21 protein-coding genes are annotated in these 19,949 nt (G+C 44.3%); 4 read left to right on the top strand and 17 right to left on the bottom strand.

Going from position 1 to position 19,949, the window contains the following annotated elements:
* Positions 1-51 precede the first annotated feature (51 nt).
* Positions 52-465, top strand: a complete 414-nt coding sequence (locus tag NXM86_RS07090; RefSeq protein ID WP_062755256.1) for a hypothetical protein — start codon at positions 52-54, stop codon at positions 463-465.
* A gap of 202 nt (positions 466-667) precedes the next feature.
* Here NXM86_RS07090 and NXM86_RS07085 read toward each other — a convergent pair whose 3' ends face one another.
* The 10 genes from NXM86_RS07085 to NXM86_RS07040 all read right to left on the bottom strand — a co-directional run bounded on the left by NXM86_RS07085 (position 668) and on the right by NXM86_RS07040 (position 11,988).
* The gene (locus NXM86_RS07085) at positions 668-1,036 is read right to left on the bottom strand and encodes a Na-translocating system protein MpsC family protein (RefSeq protein ID WP_015864126.1); all 369 of its coding nucleotides are present in this window, start codon (positions 1,034-1,036) and stop codon (positions 668-670) included.
* A gap of 194 nt (positions 1,037-1,230) precedes the next feature.
* Positions 1,231-1,641 carry an NUDIX hydrolase gene (locus tag NXM86_RS07080; protein ID WP_328268480.1) on the bottom strand — a complete coding sequence of 137 codons (411 nt, stop codon included), beginning with the start codon at positions 1,639-1,641 and terminating at the stop codon, positions 1,231-1,233.
* A gap of 282 nt (positions 1,642-1,923) precedes the next feature.
* Entirely contained in the window at positions 1,924-3,759 is a 1,836-nt protein-coding gene (locus NXM86_RS07075; protein ID WP_062755252.1) for a monovalent cation:proton antiporter family protein, read from the bottom strand.
* A gap of 370 nt (positions 3,760-4,129) precedes the next feature.
* Positions 4,130-4,918 (bottom strand): ABC transporter permease, encoded by a 789-nt coding sequence (locus NXM86_RS07070; protein ID WP_062677943.1) that lies wholly within the window; start codon positions 4,916-4,918, stop codon positions 4,130-4,132.
* A gap of 2 nt (positions 4,919-4,920) precedes the next feature.
* Positions 4,921-5,694, bottom strand: a complete 774-nt coding sequence (locus NXM86_RS07065; protein WP_081188893.1) for an ABC transporter permease — start codon at positions 5,692-5,694, stop codon at positions 4,921-4,923.
* Positions 5,691-6,665 (bottom strand): ABC transporter ATP-binding protein, encoded by a 975-nt coding sequence (locus tag NXM86_RS07060; RefSeq protein ID WP_171698917.1) that lies wholly within the window; start codon positions 6,663-6,665, stop codon positions 5,691-5,693. The genes NXM86_RS07065 and NXM86_RS07060 overlap by 4 nt, the downstream gene beginning before the upstream one ends.
* Positions 6,666-6,778: 113 nt before the next feature.
* Complete coding sequence (locus NXM86_RS07055) at positions 6,779-7,774, bottom strand: FecCD family ABC transporter permease (RefSeq protein WP_081188895.1); 996 nt, start codon at positions 7,772-7,774, stop codon at positions 6,779-6,781.
* Positions 7,771-8,799, bottom strand: a complete 1,029-nt coding sequence (locus NXM86_RS07050; protein WP_041269689.1) for a FecCD family ABC transporter permease — start codon at positions 8,797-8,799, stop codon at positions 7,771-7,773. The genes NXM86_RS07055 and NXM86_RS07050 overlap by 4 nt, the downstream gene beginning before the upstream one ends.
* A gap of 27 nt (positions 8,800-8,826) precedes the next feature.
* Positions 8,827-9,798 (bottom strand): iron-hydroxamate ABC transporter substrate-binding protein, encoded by a 972-nt coding sequence (locus tag NXM86_RS07045; protein ID WP_328267993.1) that lies wholly within the window; start codon positions 9,796-9,798, stop codon positions 8,827-8,829.
* 189 nt (positions 9,799-9,987) lie between these two features.
* A complete protein-coding gene (locus tag NXM86_RS07040) occupies positions 9,988-11,988 on the bottom strand; it encodes an acetoacetate--CoA ligase (protein ID WP_498958801.1) in 2,001 nt (666 codons plus the stop codon).
* A 268-nt stretch (positions 11,989-12,256) separates the two neighbouring features.
* Between NXM86_RS07040 and NXM86_RS07035 the strand changes: the two genes are divergently transcribed.
* The 3 genes from NXM86_RS07035 to NXM86_RS07025 are packed head-to-tail and all read left to right on the top strand — an operon-like array spanning position 12,257 to position 14,601.
* On the top strand, positions 12,257-12,517 hold the full coding sequence (locus NXM86_RS07035) for a FeoA family protein (protein WP_062677947.1): 261 nt from the start codon (positions 12,257-12,259) through the stop codon (positions 12,515-12,517).
* Entirely contained in the window at positions 12,504-13,238 is a 735-nt protein-coding gene (locus tag NXM86_RS07030; protein ID WP_081188896.1) for a FeoB small GTPase domain-containing protein, read from the top strand. Before NXM86_RS07035 ends, NXM86_RS07030 begins: the two co-directional genes overlap by 14 nt.
* Before the next feature lie 7 nt (positions 13,239-13,245).
* Positions 13,246-14,601 carry a nucleoside recognition domain-containing protein gene (locus NXM86_RS07025; RefSeq protein WP_498959005.1) on the top strand — a complete coding sequence of 452 codons (1,356 nt, stop codon included), beginning with the start codon at positions 13,246-13,248 and terminating at the stop codon, positions 14,599-14,601.
* A gap of 162 nt (positions 14,602-14,763) precedes the next feature.
* Here the strand turns inward: NXM86_RS07025 and NXM86_RS07020 are convergent, their stop codons facing one another.
* The 7 genes from NXM86_RS07020 to NXM86_RS06990 form a co-directional block, all read right to left on the bottom strand.
* On the bottom strand, positions 14,764-15,201 hold the full coding sequence (locus tag NXM86_RS07020; protein WP_498958800.1) for a hypothetical protein: 438 nt from the start codon (positions 15,199-15,201) through the stop codon (positions 14,764-14,766).
* Positions 15,202-15,244: 43 nt separating this feature from the next.
* Positions 15,245-15,868, bottom strand: a complete 624-nt coding sequence (locus NXM86_RS07015; RefSeq protein WP_089097778.1) for a histidine phosphatase family protein — start codon at positions 15,866-15,868, stop codon at positions 15,245-15,247.
* Positions 15,869-16,047: 179 nt separating this feature from the next.
* Positions 16,048-16,170, bottom strand: coding sequence for a hypothetical protein (locus NXM86_RS07010; protein ID WP_375781771.1), 123 nt, complete (start codon positions 16,168-16,170; stop codon positions 16,048-16,050).
* Position 16,171: 1 nt separating this feature from the next.
* Positions 16,172-16,627, bottom strand: coding sequence for a GNAT family N-acetyltransferase (locus NXM86_RS07005; RefSeq protein ID WP_089097779.1), 456 nt, complete (start codon positions 16,625-16,627; stop codon positions 16,172-16,174).
* A 120-nt stretch (positions 16,628-16,747) separates the two neighbouring features.
* A complete protein-coding gene (locus NXM86_RS07000; RefSeq protein ID WP_089097780.1) occupies positions 16,748-17,053 on the bottom strand; it encodes a DUF5634 family protein in 306 nt (101 codons plus the stop codon).
* A 14-nt stretch (positions 17,054-17,067) separates the two neighbouring features.
* Positions 17,068-17,679: a sporulation-specific diadenylate cyclase CdaS gene (gene cdaS / locus NXM86_RS06995; protein ID WP_062755188.1), complete on the bottom strand. Its 612-nt coding sequence runs from the start codon at positions 17,677-17,679 to the stop codon at positions 17,068-17,070.
* A gap of 93 nt (positions 17,680-17,772) precedes the next feature.
* On the bottom strand, positions 17,773-19,803 hold the full coding sequence (locus NXM86_RS06990; protein WP_089097782.1) for an EAL domain-containing protein: 2,031 nt from the start codon (positions 19,801-19,803) through the stop codon (positions 17,773-17,775).
* Between the last annotated feature and the right edge of the window lie 146 nt (positions 19,804-19,949).

Genomic DNA, 19,949 nt, shown 5'->3' with positions numbered 1-19,949 from the left:
GGAATTTCCTTCATATAAGTAGAATTATAATCTAAAAAAGGAGTTATATGCATGGAACTCGTTGCACTTGGGTACTTTGGTGTTGTGATGCTTTTGTTGCGAGGGGCAACATCGACGCAAAGACGATGGATTGGCGGCACGTTTGCTGTTTTGGTCGCTATATTTATTATCGGTTCGTTATGGATTCGCTATCAAACTGGCTTTTTCCACCTCAGCCGCTTGGAATGGCGAAACGCTGGTGGTTCAATTTCGTTAGGAAAATGGGCTGTTCCGTCATATCTCATGTTCGCCCTTTCTTTGCTTCTACTTATTTTGTTTCGCTTTATCCAGAAAACAATGACATCACCTTCTGAAGCGCGAGTATGGCTGTTTGTTTTCGCCTTCTTCTTTACGCTCATTTACATCGCCGCAGTTTACATCATGTTATTTTTTGTCGCTTTCTTCTTTTTCCCGTTTGCACCGTAGTGTTTTATGTTGATATGAAAGGGATTCAGTATAATGTTTACTTTTTTCAAAACGGCGGAATGGACACAAGCAATTCTTTCATTTAAAACAGTTCCTTATTTCATTTTAGCCTCTGTTGCTATAACGATTCTACAAAAGATATAAAAACCGGAGACATTTTTCGATGGCTGAAAAATGTCTCCAGTTCATCACCACCAAATCGTTATTTCCGCAGCTCTTCCTCTAAATTCTCGTTTAATAAAAAAACAATCACTCGCTCCCCGGTACGGGTGCTGATGTCGGTGTGCATGCTGATGATGTCTTTTCCGGTAATTTCTGAAATCATTTTTTTTAGCTGGTCGCTGCCCGATTCAATTAAATCCGCGCGAATGCGCTTGATTGACAATAATCCATCCTTCGTGCTTGCTAAGTTTTTTTCCGCCGGCGTTAAAATTCCTTTTAATTGAATGAGAATAATGTTACGAACGATATCGGTCTTAACAGCAACGGACCCCCGTCCTAAATATTCTTTTTCCCATTGCGTAAGCGCGCGGCTAATTTGATCTTCCATTTCTCCTTTTGATACTGGCATGTCTTAGTTCCCCCTTTTCCATAAAAAAACGGCATGCCCACTATTTTTAGTGAAACATCCCGATCGGCTATAACCAAACTGCACTGTCATTCTAGCAATTTGGCTATCTATCAATGAACGGCATAATTTATTCACTATTATAATCATCCATATATTTTTCATGTCAAGAAAAAATTTTATTCAACTTATTTTACTTACCGTTGAATCGTATATTGTGCACCGCTTGTTGGCCGGAGAAAAGCGCGAATCCCATTTGGATGATACGGCATCCGTTGTTCTGCTGTTTCGATGTCCACCCATTGAACGTCTATGATGTTTTCATCCTTACTTATTACCACAGGCGCATGAACAATCGTTCCACGAAACGTAATAAAAAAGACATGATTACCGTCCATAAACGCTTCATTAAGGGCAATGATATCATGAACATCCACGTCATATCCCGTTTCCTCTTTTACCTCGCGAATCGCCGCTTCCCGCAACGTTTCTCCTTTCTCCACTCCCCCGCCAGGAAGCGACCATGTTCCTCGTTTGTTGTACACCATTAATACCTTTTGTTCCACTTCATCGTATAGAAGCACATACACCACATCAACTCGCTTCATTGTCGTTCTCCTTCCGCAATTGCTGCAAAAATGCCAATACTTTCTCCGCATATTCACCGGATACATTCAAAACTTTTTATCAGTGCCGAAAGCCGCCATTTCCACGTCCGTCTGCGCGGTTCTAGCTGTAGTTCCATTCCTCTTCCCGCCTTATTATATTTTAAGAATAGTAAAAATTCAACCTGCAAATAAATCCCCGCTCCACCATATTGGCTAAGCGAGGAACATTGTATTCATTTTCTATATCTCATTGTCAGTCGATCTCTCGTAACAGATGCGCTACTATTCCAACAGCTCCCTAAGCTCGGCAACATACTCATTGGATCCGGTGACAATTAGGCGATCTCCCTTATGCAGCTTTGTATCCCCATGTGGGACAATCGATTCATTTTCACGGAAGATCCGTACGATAATGCAATCTCCCATAAACGGAAAGCGGCGAAGCGGGATTCCATCATATTCATTGTTATTCATCGTAATTTCATGCAATGTCGCATCCTTGTTTATAAACATCCGCGCCACTCTTGGTGATTCGATGAACGCTTGCAGCATCGCCGTTGTCGATAATAAGGCGGACATGATTTCGATTCCTTCTGCTTTCAGCCGTTCGACCTGCTTCGGTGTTTCCGCCAAAGCAATCACCCGCTCGATTCCACGTTCTTTCGCGGCTAATGCGACACTTGCGTTAATCTCTTCGTTTCCTGTCAGCGCAACTAAAATATCCGCCGTAAACGCTCCGTGTTTTTCAAGCGTTTCTAGCGAATAGTCTTCGATATCGACAATCGGAAAAACGTGATCGGAAACAGGCAGCTCTATTTTTTCTTGCCGAATATGATATAGCGTTACATCGTAGCGCTGTTTGTTTAATACCTTTGCGACTGACAGCGTAAATTGGTTGGTGCCAACAAACGAAATGTTTATTTTTTCCTCATTATCATCCGGCTTTGCATACAGCTTTTTGAAGACAATAGGTGAAACGATACTGGATATAACAGCCACTAAAATCAGCGCGCCTTTCATATTCTCGTCGATAACGTTAATACGCTCTGCGATCGTTGCTGCCGCGATGACAAGCGACAACGTAGACACAAGCAAAAATCCCGACGCGACTGTTGTTTTCGTATCATACCAAATTTTTAAAATTGAAACAGGTATCAGTTTCGAAACAACGAGCGCAAGCAGTAAAAGTGGAAGAAGCGTTAAAATTTTCGGCTCTGCCAACAATGCGCGTAAGTCTAAATTCACCCCAACCATCACGAAAAAGATAGGAATGAAAAACCCATATCCAAATGAATCTAATTTATGCACTAAATCTTTATTCGGCGATAATAGCGAAACGAGCACGCCTGCTAAAAACGCTCCTAAAATATTTTCCGCTCCAAACGTTTCCGATAAAGCGACGAGCACAATGATGAGCGTAAATACCGCACGTGTGCCGATTTGTACTGTTCCTTTTGCCATTGTTTCAACAAATGAACGTTTTTTGAAATATTTACCAACAAAATAAAAAAGAACACCGAATGCAAACAATCCAAGAATCAGCCATGTACTTCCATGTTCTGGCTCATTCATGGAAACAAATACGGCCAACAAAATCATCGTCACCAAATCAGCAATGACCGCGACTAACAAAATCGTTTGCCCAATCGTCGTTTTCATTAAATTGGCATCTTTTAACGTTGGAACAACGACGCCGAGAGAAATCGTCGAAATAATCAATGTCATTAAAAACGCGTTATCCATAAATCCGGTTAAAACAAACAAATAAGAAAGTCCATACGATAAAACGAATATCGCCATAAAGATGATCGACGCGGCGACAAATGGATTCGGCTCCTTCTCTTTCTTGCTCGCTTTCGGTTTGCGCGCAAACACGGAAAAGTCAATCTCCAAGCCGCTTAAAAACATTAAAAACAAAAATCCTAATGTCGATAATGTTTCAATCCACATATCAGGTTTTACAATATCAAACCCTGTCTTACCAATCATAATACCTGCGATAATTTCCGCCACAACAACCGGGATCGCCTGCAGCCGTAAACGATGCAATAAAATTGGCGTCAAAAATGCGACGACTACTACAATTAATAAAGAAGTGATGGATGAATGTTCCGCCATGAAATTCCCCTTTCTAAAACTTCTTCTTTAGACTTTAGATATTATCCGATACGGGTGGATTTGGCAACTAAAAAATCTTGAGGTCGTAGATTTGCCTTGGTTCCCATCGATTGCACCGATCACTTTTCGATACCATGGTGCAATCACACCGCCTCTATATTGCAGTTCAACACGTTTTTTTGGATGAGAATCAATTCTTGTTAGTCAAACATGTTTCCATACGCGGCAATATAACTTGATGATAACAATAAAAAATAAAACAGAGCCATAATAAACAGCTCTGTTTTCAGACTGTTGACAAAAAGGGTTACAGACGAATGTCTGTAACCCTTTTTTACTTGCTGTCAATCTAAACGGAGGGCTTCCCTCCTTAACTGCTCGCGCTCGTATAAAAGCGAAGCGCAAAACGCCAAAAACGGCGTGACAGCCATAAAAAGACACCGGCGAGCACAACGGATATCAGCGCGGTAACAATGTTCCACTTTCCTAACAGCGACAATGCAGGCATGTTCGTGATCACTGCGGCAGGCAGTACATATGTCAGCACGATGCGCACCCAGCCGCGGTACATGCCGATCGGAAATCTTGCTGTTTCAAAAAACGAATCAAAAATAAACGATAAATCATCAATGCGGATGACCCAAAACGATGTCGTCATCAACATCATCCATAACGAATAAATTAACACAAATGAAGCAGCGATCGTCATGATAAAAACGGCCACATCCACTAGTGACGGAATATAATGCTTTTCTACTAATCCGTAGCCGATGACTCCAAGACCAAGCAAAACATCAATCAGCCGCCAAAACACTAAATGACGAAAGCTGACATAAAACATGCTGTCGACTGGTTTTGTTAAAATATAGTCCAACGTCCCTCTTCGGACATGTTCTAATAAGCGCGGCATATTCGGGCGAAGCGCAAAATCAATCAGCCCTCTGAGCGTATTAAAGACGCCAAGCAAGACAAGCACATCAGCATATGTCCAGCCCGCTAATTGATCAGTTTGGTAAAAAAAGATATTTACCGTTAAAATCGCAATCCCTATTCCAAAAAAGCTGGACAGCAAATTGCCGAGAAACTCGCTTCGATATTCCAGTTCTTCGACGAAACACGTTCGGAAAAATTCGCGAAAAATCCGCGCATATCTCCGCATTTTCACCCACCTACCGCTTGATTTTTCTTTAATCCCGCTTTCCATAACCATTGCACGGCAATAATAAACAAAACAACCCAAATGAACGCAATCCAAAAACCGTTCATTATTTCTTTTTGATTTATCGCTCCTGTAATAATGTCAATCGGAAAGCCAATCATATAGCGAAACGGCAAAAAGACGCTCCACTGCTGCAATAGAGGCGGCAACATCGACAACGGCGCAATCCGCCCTGACAAAAACAAAGAAATCACTTCGAGCAAACTATATACTGCCGTTACTTTCGTAATCCAAAAACCAAGCAGGCCGCAAGCATAACTGAGCAAAAAGCGAAGCGCCGCGCCAACTAGCACCGCCGTCAAAAACAGAAGCGCCTGTCCGCCTGTCATGTCAAAGCGAAGCGCGGGCACAAACAGCGCTGCCACCGTCCATATCGGCACTAATATGACGAGAAACAACACTTTATAAACGATGTTTTCCGCAATGGCCCAATGAATCGGATGGAGCGGGCGAATAATATAGTTGGAAAATGTCCCATCGCGAATCTCATGGTCGAGTTCCCAAACGTCCCACGCGCTCGTCATGCGTTCTACGAAAATAACGGCCATAAAATAAAAAATGAACGTGTCCGATTGGGACGGGTCGATATTCATCCAGACGACCATCGTAATGAGCGGCTGGACAATCGCTCCTGTCATCCAAACAATCGTTGCGAGGCGATAAGCTAACATTTCGACATATTTCATGCGCAGAAGGGCGATGTATTTACGAATCATGCATTCAATCCCTCCTGAAACGCCCGCGTAATTACTTCTTCCATCGGCGGGTCTTGAATGTTAATATCATGCACGTGGAAATGCTGCAAAAAGTGGGCCGACACCTCTGCTACTTTCTCCCTCGCCACCCGCAATGCCACATTTCCGTCTTCGATTTCCACAACCTCTCCGTAATCTTCCCAGCGCACGTCAGGAACCTTGGCAAAGCGAACTTCAAGCCGCTTGTATGGTGCGAGTTTCTCCGTCAGCACCGTCAGCTCCCCATCATAAATCAGCTTTCCGTAATTGATAATCATGACGCGGTCGCACAGTGCCGTCACATCCCCCATATAATGCGACGTCAGCAAAATCGTTGTTTCATGCTCGCGATTGTAATCAACGATAAAACGGCGCACCTTTTCCTGTGTATGGACATCGAGTCCAATGGTCGGCTCGTCTAAAAACAATACTTGCGGGCGATGCAGCAGCGCCGCCGCAAGTTCACAGCGCATCCGTTGCCCGAGCGACAAATTGCGGGTCGGTTTGTCTAGCAGCGGCTCTAACTCCAACAATTCCACTAATTCGTCTAATGTTTGCCGAAATGTTCGATCGTCAATCTCATAAATCGCTTTGTTCACCAAAAATGTTTCCATCGGCGGGATATCCCAAATAAGCTGGCTTTTTTGCCCCATCACTAAACTCATCATCTTTTTAAATTCCGCTTTTTGTTCAAATGGCACAAAGCCGCCAACCGTAATTTCTCCCGATGTAGGGTGAAGGAGTCCCGCAAGCATTTTCATCGTCGTCGTCTTTCCCGCCCCATTCGGACCTAGAAACCCAACAATCTCTCCTTTTTGAATCGTAAACGAAATATCTTTGACCGCTTCTACAATCCGATATTTGCGGTTCCACAAGCTGCGGACCGACTCAAGCCAGCCCGCTTGCCGGACATGCACGCGAAATGATTTATGTAAATGCTTAACGTGAATCATCGTTTTTTCCTCCAACTGATGCCAAGAAAGTTTTGTCCTTACATTATTTTTATATATATTAAGCAATTAGAAATACGCAAACAAAAAAGCAGGCTTCGTTTTGAAGCCTGCCTTTAACGTGCAGAACGCGCCAATACATATAAAAAATATGGCGCCCCAATGATGGCGACAACGATGCCTGCATGAATTTCCGATGGCTGCAAAATTGCTCGTCCGACCGTATCCGCCCCCAGCAGCAAACAAGCGCCAAGCAATGCGGACGCCGGCAGTACATAGACATGATGTACGCCGATTAATCTTCGTGCCAAATGTGGGGCAATTAACCCGATAAAACCGATGCCTCCGCTGATAGATACGGAAGCGGCCGCTAATGCGACAGCTGCCGCCAATAATTGAATTTGTTCTTTTGCCACTGAAACGCCGAGTCCTGTTGCGGTGGCTTCGTCAAATGATAACGCGTCAAGCACGCGCGCTTTGTAATAAACGAAGGCAAACAACACGAGAATCCACGGCAAAAGCGCCCATACATATTCCCATGCCGCTCCCCAAATGCTTCCCGTCAGCCAAACTGCCGCAAATTGATACAGTTCCCTGCTGAGCCGAAGCGACAGCACCGTCATGAGCGCACTTAATCCAGCGGCGACCGCCACTCCTGTTAAAACGAGACGTCCGGGAAGCAGCCCTTCTTGTTTTTCATAGGACAAGCCAAACACAAGCGCCGCCGCCAACGCACCTCCAATAAAAGCAAGAAAAGGAAGAAATAATGCAGGGGCATCCGTACCCGTTGGGAACAACGAAAGATATAATACGACCATTACACCCGCTCCGGTCGAAATGCCTAAAAGACCAGGGTCGGCAAGCGGATTGCGCGATATCGTCTGTATAATGCATCCGGACAGCGCCAGCCCAGCCCCTGCTAGTATCGCAATCAACATGCGGGGAAGACGAAATTCAAATAAAATTAACTCCTGCTTCGCTGTCCCCATGCCAGCAAGCGTTTTTGCCACTTCTAATGGAGACATTTTGCTTGCTCCGGTATTCAGACTGATGATAACCAACAAAAGCAAAAGAAAAAAAAGGGCAGTAATAACAATAGCGCGGCGTTTCATGCAAATTCCCCCTTCCGCTTGCGGGAGACATAAAGGAAAAACGGCACACCAATTAAAGCGAACAACACGCCAATCGGCGTTTCATATGGCGGATGAATCATTCTAGCACCGATGTCCGCCCAAAGCATCAACAAACTGCCGAGCACCGCGGAACATGGAATAACCAAACGATAATCGACGCCAACAAAAAAGCGGGCCAGATGCGGAACGACAAGACCGACAAACCCGATTGGGCCGACTGCGGACACTGCGCCGCCGGCAAGCACAAGCACGATCATCGCTCCCATTAGTTTGACGATCTTTGTTTTCTGACCTAATCCGGTCGCAACTTCCTCCCCGAAACTCAATATAGTAATGGACCGAGACAATAATAATGCCGCGACTAAGGCCGCAACAATCCACGGCGCCAAAAGCTTCAGCTGGCTCCACTTCACCCCGGCGACACCGCCGGCATACCAAAACGCCAATTCTTGACTAAGCTGAAAATGAATGGCGATTCCTTCACTAAGCGAGGTAAACAATGCGCTTACCGCCGCGCCCGCCAACACGAGGCGAATCGGAGTAACGCCGCCTCTTGAGAGCGCACTGACTCCATACACCATCCCGGCTGCCGCCGCCGCTCCGAAAAACGACCATATGATGAGTGATTGATAAGAAAGTCCAGGAAAAAACGCAAAACAAATCGCTACCATCAATGTCGAACCGGCATTCAATCCTAACAACCCCGCATCAGCAAGCGGATTTCTCGTCATTCCTTGCATGATGGCGCCCGCCACCGCAAAACTAGCTCCGACAAGCACATCCGCAAGGGAACGAGGAAGGCGCAAATCGCGGATAATTGCATGGGCGGTTTGCCGCGAATCGTAATGAAAAACTGCGTCCCATACTGTCGTTAAACGGATATCCGCCGCACCGACCGAAATGGACAGGGCGATGCTAAAAAGAATGGCGCTTAGTCCAACGACTAGCACCAATATTGCCGCCCACGAACGCGATGATCGTTTTATATGTTTCTCTATTTCCATCTTTCCTCTCCTTACCATCATTCCACCCTACTTTTGATTTGCAGAAAGCAATGTATCGACAACAAGGTCGAGCTGATGTTCAAGTGAAATGGCATCAGAAAACCAAATGTCTTCGATCTTCATTTCGTAAACATGATGGTTTTTCACCGCATTTAAGTTTTTCCAAATCGCGCTGTTTTTCAGCTCTTTTTCCGCCTGTTCGGTTCCGTCCATTTTATATACCGTCCAAAACATGTGATCAGCGGCATAGTCAGGCAACGCCTCTAGCGAAATCAATTTCCATTGCGGACCTTGAATCACTTCTTGTTTAATTTTTTCTGGCGGTGTCAGCTGCAGAGCGTTATAAATAATTTGACCAGCATGGCCAAAATTGTCGCCGATGGCGTAAAAATCTTTTCCTTGCAGTTTATAAATGCCAACGGTCTCATTTTCGCCGATGACGCCTTTAATTTTTTCACGGGCAGCTGCCGCCTTCTTATCAAATTGTTGAATCCATTGCTCCGCTTCCTTTTGCTTGCCAAAAAGCTCGCCAAATACCCGCATTTCTTCTTGGATGTTTTTATAATGGCCAAAAGGAATGAAAACAGTCGGAGCGATTTTCGATAGCTGTTTGTATTGGTCTTCTAAATATACAATAATTAAATCTGGATTTAATTCAACAACTTTTTCTAGGGAAATCGGATTGCCAACGTTTTCAATCCCTTTTGCTTGTTCTTTTATGTACGGATTCTCCATAACTGCCTGCGTGACGCCAACTGGTTTCACCCCAAGCGCCAGCGCGTTTCCTAAAAATTCATATGGCATTACCACCCGTTTTGGATGTGCGGGAATTTTGACTTTTTTCCCGTTCGCCATCGTAAATGTTTTCGTTGCACTTTCTTCTGTCTTCGGTTCCTTTTCCGATGCTGTATTGTCTTTCTGATTCCCGCAAGCGCTCATCATTGCGAGAACGAGAACCAGGATCAGCATGAATACGATACTTCTTTTTCTCGTCAACATCTCGTTGTCCCCCTCTAAAGATAATGAAAATCACATCCAATAAAAATGATAATCATTTTCGTTATAACTGTCAACCAACAACATGAACTAGCATTCTATTTACGCAATCCAGAACTCTTAAACTACTTTTCCAACCAAACAGAAGGGGCTGGTCCAAAACTCTTTGGCTCAGCCCTTTGCGAAATACGATTAATGATTAGATAAACTATCCTGTTTACTGTTTGCTAACTGCTTTGATAATTCAATAAAAAACTGTAGCGCCTCCGGATTCGCCATCGATCCAGGATTGACCGCTTTTTCGAGCGGGAATCCGAGCAGCAGCTTGCGAATTGGAATTTCCATTTTCTTTCCGTTTAATGTTTTTGGAATTTGCTCGACTTGGTAAATTTCATCTGGGACAAAGCGCGGCGATACTTTTTGGCGAATTTCGTTTTTGATTTTCTCCTTTAGTTCCTCATCTAATGACGCTCCTGGCTGAAGCACGACAAACAACGGCATAAACGATTTTCTTCCCATCAGTTCTAAATCGATGATCAAACTTTCGAGCACTTCATCGAGTGATTCGACAGCGCGGTAAATTTCACTCGTTCCCATGCGGACGCCGGCGCGATTAATCGTCGAATCAGAACGCCCGTAAATGACGCAGCCGCCTTCTTCGTCGATTTTAATCCAATCCCCGTGCTTCCAAATTCCTGGATACGTATCGAAATAGCTGTCCAAATATCGCTCGTAATTTGGATCATTCCAGAAAAACAGCGGCATCGATGGCATTGGGTCGGTAATGACTAGCTCTCCCACTTCATTAATTAAACGATTTCCATTTTCATCAAATGCCTGTACGTTTGCCCCTAACGAACGGCATTGGATGATCCCCGCACGAACCGGCAAGATTGGCGAACCGGCAACGAAAGCGGTGCATACGTCCGTCCCGCCGCTGCACGAAACTAGGCAAATATCGTCTTTCACGTTTTCGTATACCCAAGCAAATCCTTCCGTCGTCAGCGGCGAACCTGTTGAAAGAACCGCTTGCAAATCGGAAAAATCGTATAATTCTTTTGGTTTAATGCCAAGCTTCATACAAACGTTAATAAACGCTGCGCTTGTTCCGAAATGGGTAATGCGCGCCTTTTCCGCCAGCTCCCATAACACGTTTCCATCCGGATACGTCGGACTCCCGTCATAAAGCACGACCGACGCTCCGACTAACAATCCGCCGATGAGAAAATTCCACATCATCCATCCTGTTGTCGTAAACCAGAAAAATGTGCTTTCCTTTGTCAAATTTTCTTCAATCAAGAGCGATTTTAAATGTTCGAGCAAAATGCCGCCATGCCCTTGAACGATTGGCTTCGGCAAGCCTGTTGTACCGGAGGAATACAAAATCCAAAGCGGATGGTCAAACGGAACGTATTCGTAAGTAAGTTCCGCTTTTTCCCGAATGATATCATCCCATAATAAAACGGAATCATCCGGTGCTTGTACGTCTTCCCGCAAATATGGAAGCAAAATCGTTTTTTTGAGCGACGGCAATTTTTCCCGCAATTCGTCGACAATCGGACGTTTATCAAACTCTTTGCCGCCATATTGGCATCCTTCAATCGCAAAAAGCACAACCGGTTCAATTTGCTGGAATCGGTCAATGACGCTGCTTGCGCCAAAATCCGGGGAACAGCTCGACCAAATCGCCCCAATGCTGGCGCACGCTAAGAAAGCGATGACGGTTTCCGGAATGTTTGGCATATATGCCACCACTCGGTCTCCCGGTTTGACTCCGATTTTTTTGAGCGCGTTTGCGACTGCCGCCGTTTTTTCTTTCAGCTCTTTCCAAGCCACTTCACGATAAGGCACGCGCTCGGAACGGAAAAGAAGCGCTGGGCGATCGGATCGCTCGTTTCGAAATACGTGCTCCGCATAATTTAACCTCGCACCTGGAAACCATTTCGCTCTCGGCATTTTCCGCTCTTCTAAAACGCAACGGTAAGGAGTCGCCGATTTCACCTCGCAATACTCCCACACCGATTCCCAAAATTCTTCTAGCTGTTCAACGGACCAATTCCATAATTGTCGATGTGTTTCAAATGACAGACCCTTTTTTTCCTTTAACCAATTCATATAGCGCTTAATATTCGATCGTTGAATATGTTCCTCTGTCGGCATCCATAATACCGTCCCATCCGTAATCGCTTTCATATTCATCTGCGAAAAAACGCAGAATTCACCCCTCTCCCACCTATTTTTCGATTGAAAATTTAGACTATTTATATAATATCATCTTTTCCTATTATTGAGAATACAAAAGCGGAAAACGAACTTTGTGAAGATAATGAAGAAATTCGTCGTAAAACCAAAAAACAAAATGATTGACAAAACAAAGAAGGCGGAATAAGATAAAAAATAAAATTTGGTTTGGTGCAAAATTATAACCTTAACGCAATTTATTGATAAGGAGGAAACTATTATGCCTTCAGTAAAATTGCAGCGTTTATCCGAGGCAGAAGAAGGAGAACGTTTCCGTATTGTGAAGCTTGACATACAAGATGGAACAATGAAACGAAGATTGCTTGACTTAGGATTTGTCCCAGGATGCGAAATAAGTGTTCTGCAAAAAAGCCCACTGGGAGACCCAACCGCATATCGTGTCAGCAACACAACGATTGCATTGCGGAAAGAAGAAAGTGACCATATTTATGGGGAGAGGATACGCGATGTCCACAAATGAATATACAATCGCACTTGCGGGAAATCCGAACACAGGAAAAAGCACATTGTTTAACGTTTTGACCGGATTGCGACAGCATACCGGAAATTGGCCGGGAAAAACGGTCGTTCATGCGGAAGGATTTTTTACGTACAATAACAACCGCTATAAAATGATCGATTTGCCTGGAACCTATTCGCTTTATTCGAATTCGGCGGATGAAGAAGTGGCGCGAGATTTTATTATTTTTGAAAAACCCGATGTTACGATAGTGGTACTCGATGCTACCGCTTTGGAACGAAATTTAAATCTTGCTTTGCAAGTGTTGGAGATGACAAGCAGCGTCATCGTCTGTGTGAACCTAATGGACGAAGCGAAAAAGAAAGGAATCCGCATCGATACCGAGAAACTAGCGGCAACATTAGGAGTGCCGGTCGTTCCGATTTCCGCGCGCAATAAAGAAGGAATCGACACGTTATTAAAGACAATCGATTTGATGGTGCGCGGAAAAATCAAAACAAACCCGATTGCCGTCCGGTACAGTCCAGAAATTGAACAATGCATCGAAAAGCTCATTCCACGCGTGAAAGAGGTTATTGGCGATGCGTACCCTGCCCGCTGGGTCGCGCTTCGATTGCTTGACGGAGATATGTCTTTGCTTCAGGCTCTCCAACAACAACCGCTTCCATCCGTAAAGGAGGTGTCTATATATGCATGCCACGATACCGCAAAGTCCGTTTGAAGAGCTGATGAATGAAGCGCGAGCACTGGCGCCTGCGGATACGCGCGAACAAATCGTATCGGCTATTTTTCGCACCTCCCAAGCGATTTGCAATGAAACGGTTACCTATACGAATCAAGCAAAACAATACGAAACGGAAAAGCTAGACCGCATTTTTACTTCAAAATTATGGGGATTTCCGATCATGCTTGCGATGCTTGCGGTCGTTATTTATATCACGATTGCCGGCGCGAATATTCCATCTGGCATGCTGGCAAGCTTTTTCGGATGGCTTGAAGGATATCTTACCCTTTTCTTTCAAGCACTGCACGCCCCTGACTGGCTGCACGGGTTGCTTGTGTTAGGGTTATATCGAGGCACTGCTTGGGTCGTCAGCGTGATGCTTCCGCCGATGGCGATTTTCTTTCCAATTTTTGCATTGCTAGAAAACTATGGATATCTCCCGCGTGTCGCTTTCAATATGGATCGCTTGTTTAAAAAAGCGGGAGCGCACGGAAAACAATCGCTCACGATGGCGATGGGATTCGGATGCAACGCCGCGGCTATTATGTCAACGCGCATCATTGAGTCGCCGCGCGAACGAATGCTGGCGATTTTGACGAACAACTTCGTCCCTTGCAACGGACGGTGGCCGACATTGATCTTGCTGTCTTCCTTATTTATGGCGGCAGGCTACACTGGCGGATGGAAAACATTCGTCACCGCTAGTGTCGTTGTCGCGATGGTGCTGTTTGGCATCGTCGTTACGCTTACCGTCTCATGGGTGCTATCGAAAACGGCGCTCCGCGGCATCCCCACCCATTACACATTAGAGCTCCCTCCGTATCGGCGCCCGAAAATATGGGATACCATTGTTCGCGCCACATTAGACAAATCCATTTATGTGCTAAAGCGAGCCATTGTGGTTGCCGCTCCAGCTGGAGTATTAACATGGATACTAGGAAACATTCATATCGGGGATACGACCGTCCTCGCCTATATCGCTGATTGGCTCGATCCTTTTGCTAGAGCACTTGGGCTTGATGGCTATATTTTAATGGCGTTTATTTTAGGATTGCCCGCCAATGAAATCGTCCTGCCGATTTTATTAATGGGGTATTTATCGACTGGTTCCTTGACGGAAGTCGATGGTCTGCACTCACTCAAACAAATTTTCGTCGACCACGGCTGGACATGGCTGACCGCGCTCAATATGATGCTGTTTTCCTTGCTTCATTATCCGTGTGGCACCACGCTCGTTAATATTTACAAAGAAACGAAAAGCAAAAAATGGACGTTTGTCGCTTTTGCGCTTCCGACAAGCATCGCTATTGCTGTCACGTTTTTCACCGCGCAACTTGCCAAATGGTTTGGCTTTGTATGAAAAATCCCCGTTTCCTTGTTTAGAGGGAACGGGGATTTTTGTGTGTGATTGTAACTTTATGGTTTTCTATTAATCAAGTTAGTTTACCCATCGTCCTGTCAAATTTCCCCTCGCCGTTAAATACGATAATCGCTTCCATTCAATCAGTTTCCGACGTAATAACTACATAAAATATGTAAATACTCGTGGGTTAGATGATGAATTATGTATTTTCCACACGTCGTGATCGCATAGAAAATGCAGAAAACGTTTGAACGTAACAAAATTTTCAGCTAAATCTGTCCAGATTGGATCAAGTAAACGCCCACCTTTTTTGCTGACCTCAATATATTTCTTTGCCGTCGAGGCCAATGAACGAAATTTACCATTCAAAAGCAATTTAATTACAGAAAATAGGCCGTTTTGTTTCCAATCGGTCATTTTAAACGCTGAAGAAGCCATTAATTGTTTAAGAGAAAGAATCATTTTTTCCATATAATCTTCCATCGTGCCTAATAAATGAACCAATTCGGAAACAAATATATTGCTTATTCCTGAGGAAACTACTCTTCCAATTACATTTTGCTGGATAAAAAATGTCTTTTCGCTGCATTTAACCATACACCCGCTCCTTTTCGAAAACAAAGGAGCGGGATATGGTCAATCATACTTCCCTTACTTCTTCCAAATGCGACACATCACCTTCAGTAATCAATTCAAACTTCCCATCGTTTACCCGCACGGTCGTAACGCTGGTTCCATACATATACGGAGGAGCCCAAAGCTCTTTTAACGGCGTGTTTTTGAAACGAGCGATAACCGTCTTTAACACCACCCCATGCGTAACAATTAAAATGTTTCCTTCAGGGTGGCGTTTGATGATTCGCTCAATGGCGGCAAACGCTCGGTTTTGGACATCGATGAACCGCTCGCCGCGCCGTGGTGTGTATAAATGCGGATGATTCCAAAAGTGGTCGAACATAATAGGATCCAATTCTTTGATTTCCTCATGGGTCTTTCCTTCCCAGTCGCCAAGGTGAATCTCCCGCAGCTGTTCTTCGGTATAAATCGGAATCAGCCGCTCGCCGCGAATCAGCTGGGCGGTTTCGAGCGCTCGTCCGCTTGTGCTGGCGTAAATCGCGGTCAAATCGACTGCTTCCAGCCGTTTTCCAAGCCGCATTGCGTCTTGCCGCCCCTTTTCCGTAAGCGGCGAATCTTGCCACCCTTGCATCCGCTTTTCAACGTTCCATCGTGTTTCTCCATGTCTTGTTAAATATAACGTTGCCATTCTCGTTCCCCCATTCCTGTTGTCTCTTATTGTTCCACCGCCGGCTCCAGTTTTTGTTTTTTCACTATCAAATACTCACTCATACTAGTTCTCCTTCTCCTAAATACATCGTTCCCATTTCGATATATTTCTTCTACTCCTTGTTCGTTTTGCGCACACGGTATGCTTTCGCATTGGTTTTAGAGCTGGCAGCTAAATTTTTGGATTTTCTTTTTTGCTTGTCTCCAAATATACCAATCTAACAGCGGATTTTCCAGCTTCATAGAAAATCTGCCGCCTCCAAGCGCGATGATTTTCCTCATATCAGTTCAGCCACTTTACGAGTTTGGTCATCCATATCCCTTCTGGCATCCTCATTTGTTCGACTTCGCGGAAACCGTGACGTTCATATAGACGAAGCGCAGGTATATTCGCGCTTCCTGTCATAACGATGATTTCGTTCGCATTCCGTTCTTGATGACAGACAAACTCAATCAAGGAGCTGGCGATCCCTTGCCGGAAAAAGCCGGGATCCACCATCAAGCGGCAAATGTGCACGGTCTTTTCTGCCCGCTCATAGGAAATCGCTCCTGCCAGCTGTTTTTGCTTCATATATCCATAAAACCGTTCACCGCACTGCTGCAACGTTGCGACTGTATCTTGCAATGGCGGAAGGTCGGGAAATCCGATCAGCCGCGCCTCGACAGCGTAAGAACGCAATTGAAGGCGCAGCACCGCTTCCGCCCATTCGTCTGCCTCTATGTTTATTTCCTGAATCATGCCTTCCTTTCCTTTCTATTTCATCATGCGCCATCCATTTTTACTTCTCGATGATCGCTTTGTTTTCCTTTTTGCTTCACGAAAAAAGACGATCTTGCCTGAGGGCATCAATCGTCTTCGTTATCGTCTATCAGTAATTTCGTCCATCGCTTCTTGCAGAAATTGATATCCTTTTTGTTCCCGCCCATCTTTCCGTATCGTCCATTCTTGTTTTTCCAATGCCAGCTCACCGCGTTCATTTTTGACAAATGGCATATGAAGGACAATCATTTTATCATCTTTGTTGATCGTATAGCCGATGTAATACTTGTTTCCTGCGCCTTCTTCTTCGAAAATGCCGACTTGGTCCAAATGATAAACATCCATCAACGGCTGCAGCGTGTCAATAAACTCATGGATAATCACGCTTCTTGGCGCAAATTCCATCTTTCTCCCTCCTCTCATCGACGGAGTACGTATAATCGTCCGTTAATAGCAAACGAGATGGCGCCGGTTTCTTCGGAGACGACGATTACAAGCGCATCACTTCGCTCTGTTAACCCAATTGCGGCGCGATGGCGGGTACCTAATTTCCGCTTCGGTGTCACATGCTCGGCAAGCGGCAAAATATTGCCTGCCGATACAATTTCGTCATAACGGATTAACGCTCCCCCATCATGAAGCGGATTGCCTGGATAAAAAATCGTTTCTAACAACGTATGTGAAACCTTTGCCCCAATAGGAACACCATGATGCAATAAATGATCCAGCGAATCCTTTCGCTCAATAACGATGAGAGCACCATGACGGCGTTCCGCCAAATGTTTTGCCGCAAGGGACAAATCGTCATAATGCGGCGTATATTCCGCTAAATAAGAATGCAAATAAAAAGAAGCGGCCGCTGTTTGTACATCCAAGATATGCTTTTGCAATGTTTCTAAACGCGACAATATACAGCACTCATCCATCATTAACGATTGGCGGATTGCTTCCGCCTCCTCCGTAATGTCGCGCAGTGAACGAATTATTTGCTCTTTCATCGGTTGATTAAGCGGTAAAAACTCTTGAATCATGGAACTCCCCCATCGCCGTTTGTTACTATTAGTGTGCGACATTTATAATGAAAAACGGACGGAAATAATAGGAAATCCCTTCTAATGTATTCATTAGAAGGGATGAGAATCAAATACCATATACTCTTCTAGCCATTTTTGCAACTTCTCGGCTTCTAACGACTTGCTAAAGTAAAACCCTTGGGCAAAGTCGCAATCCATCTGTTGGAGAAGCGCTACTTGATGATACGTCTCGACGCCTTCCGCCAATACTTGAATATCCAAGCTTTTCGCTAAATGAATAATCGTATCGACAATCGTTGCATCTTTCGAGTTCTCCGCAATTCCTTGAATAAAGCTGCGGTCAATTTTTAATAAAGACACCGGCAGATTCCGAATGTACGCCAACGAAGAAAATCCTGTGCCGAAATCATCAATGGCTACTTGCACGCCGATATTTTTTAACTGAGTTAAAATATGCTTGCCCGTTTCAAAGTTTTCCATCAAGCCGCTTTCTGTCACTTCCAAAATTAAATGCTCTGGCGCAAAATGCGTATCCCGTAAAATATGGACAATATGCTGAACCAATTCCGTTCGATTTAATAAAAACGGCGATAAGTTGACAGCTAATTTCAGCCCAGGGAATTGCGTCTGCCATTCTTTCACTTGGCGGCACGAATGTTCAAGCACCCATAACGTAATTTCAAAAATGAATCCGCTCTGTTCGGCAAGTGGAATAAAGTCGAGCGGTGGAATTTCTCCAAGCGATGGGTGGCGCCAACGCAACAGTGTTTCCACTCCCATCGTTGCACCGCTGTCAAGCTTAATTTTCGGCTGGTAGCATAAATAAAATTGCTCACGCAAAATCGCAAACGGCAAATCTTGTTCAATGATCGCTTTCCGATTTTGCGTCGGACGATAAAACTCATAACCATTTTTTCCTCTTTTTTTCACATTATATAGAGCTTGATCGGCGTATTTCATGACTTGCTCGATTCGGTCGCTATCTTTTGGGAAAAAAGCAATTCCCATCGATAGCGTAGACTGAATAAGCTGTTTTTCATAATAAAACGGCTTATGGAACGTTTGAACAAGCTCATCGGCGAGTTTCGTCACTTCTTCTTTTGCTATGTTCGGAAGCAAAAGCACAAATTCATCTCCGCCAATGCGCGCAAAAAAATCTTCGGAGCGCAGCACGCTTTGCACCCTTCTTACCGCTTCCTGCAAAAAATAGTCGCCAGCTTGATGGGAAAAGTGATCGTTAATCCATTTAAATTTATCAAAATCCAAATAACATAACGCAAAATCGGTTTGGCTTTCGATCAGCTGCTTTATGTATCTCTCAAAATAGCTGCGGTTCGCAATGCCTGTTAACGAATCAAAGTAGGCAAGCTGCCGTAACTTTTCCTCGTATTTTTTCCGTTCGCCAATGTTTTTCACCGTCACAATCACATAATCAAGTTCATTTTGTTCATTCACAATCGCTTTCCCTTGCGCTTCCATCCATATCCATTTTCCTTCGTTATCGCGCTTGCGAAATTCAGCGATTTGAGTGTCATATGTACGATATAGCTCATCAAACTTCCTCACAATGTTCGGCAAATCATCAGGATGCACAAATTGTAAGATATCTTCATACGAATATTGGTGAATTGCCGTGCCTACTTTCTCAAGAGATGATGGTATGTATAATAGCTCACGTTTATTGGAAAAAATAAGAATATAATCCGTAGAATGTTCAGCGATGAGTTGAAAATGTTGTTTGCTTTCTTCCAATGCTCGTTCTAGTTTCTTTTCCTTCGTCACATCGCGGCATACGCACAAAATCGAATCGATTTCTCCTTGTTCATTTACAATCGGCGAAAAAACAGCACTCACTGGAACGATACGGTCATCCGCTTTTTTAATCGTCCATTCTACATTATGTATGGATTTCCCGTTTCTAACCGATTGCAATAACGGTTCTACTACGATGGTTTCCATCTCAGCAATGGTTTCAAAATGGGCGTGTCGTACCGCGCCGCTGCCATTTGTACCTAACAGTGCTTGAAACGCAGGATTCGTATAAATGACATATCCTTCTGTATTTAAAATCGCGACTGCCTCGGTAAAATGATGGAAAAAAGCAGCATACTTACCTGTCATGAAGCAATTACCTCTCAATGATAGTTTTTAAGAAAAGCTGCCTTGTATACTTTCATTTTTACGAAAACATATACAAAAATCAACAAAATTCGCGAAAATTTCTTGAAAAAAAAGAAACAACACCGCTTTTGCGATGTTGCTTCATC

This window comes from Geobacillus sp. CX412, from assembly GCF_027942335.1.
Taxonomy (GTDB): Bacteria; Bacillota; Bacilli; order Bacillales; family Anoxybacillaceae; genus Parageobacillus_B; species Parageobacillus_B toebii.
This window is presented reverse-complemented; position numbering and strand designations above follow the sequence as displayed.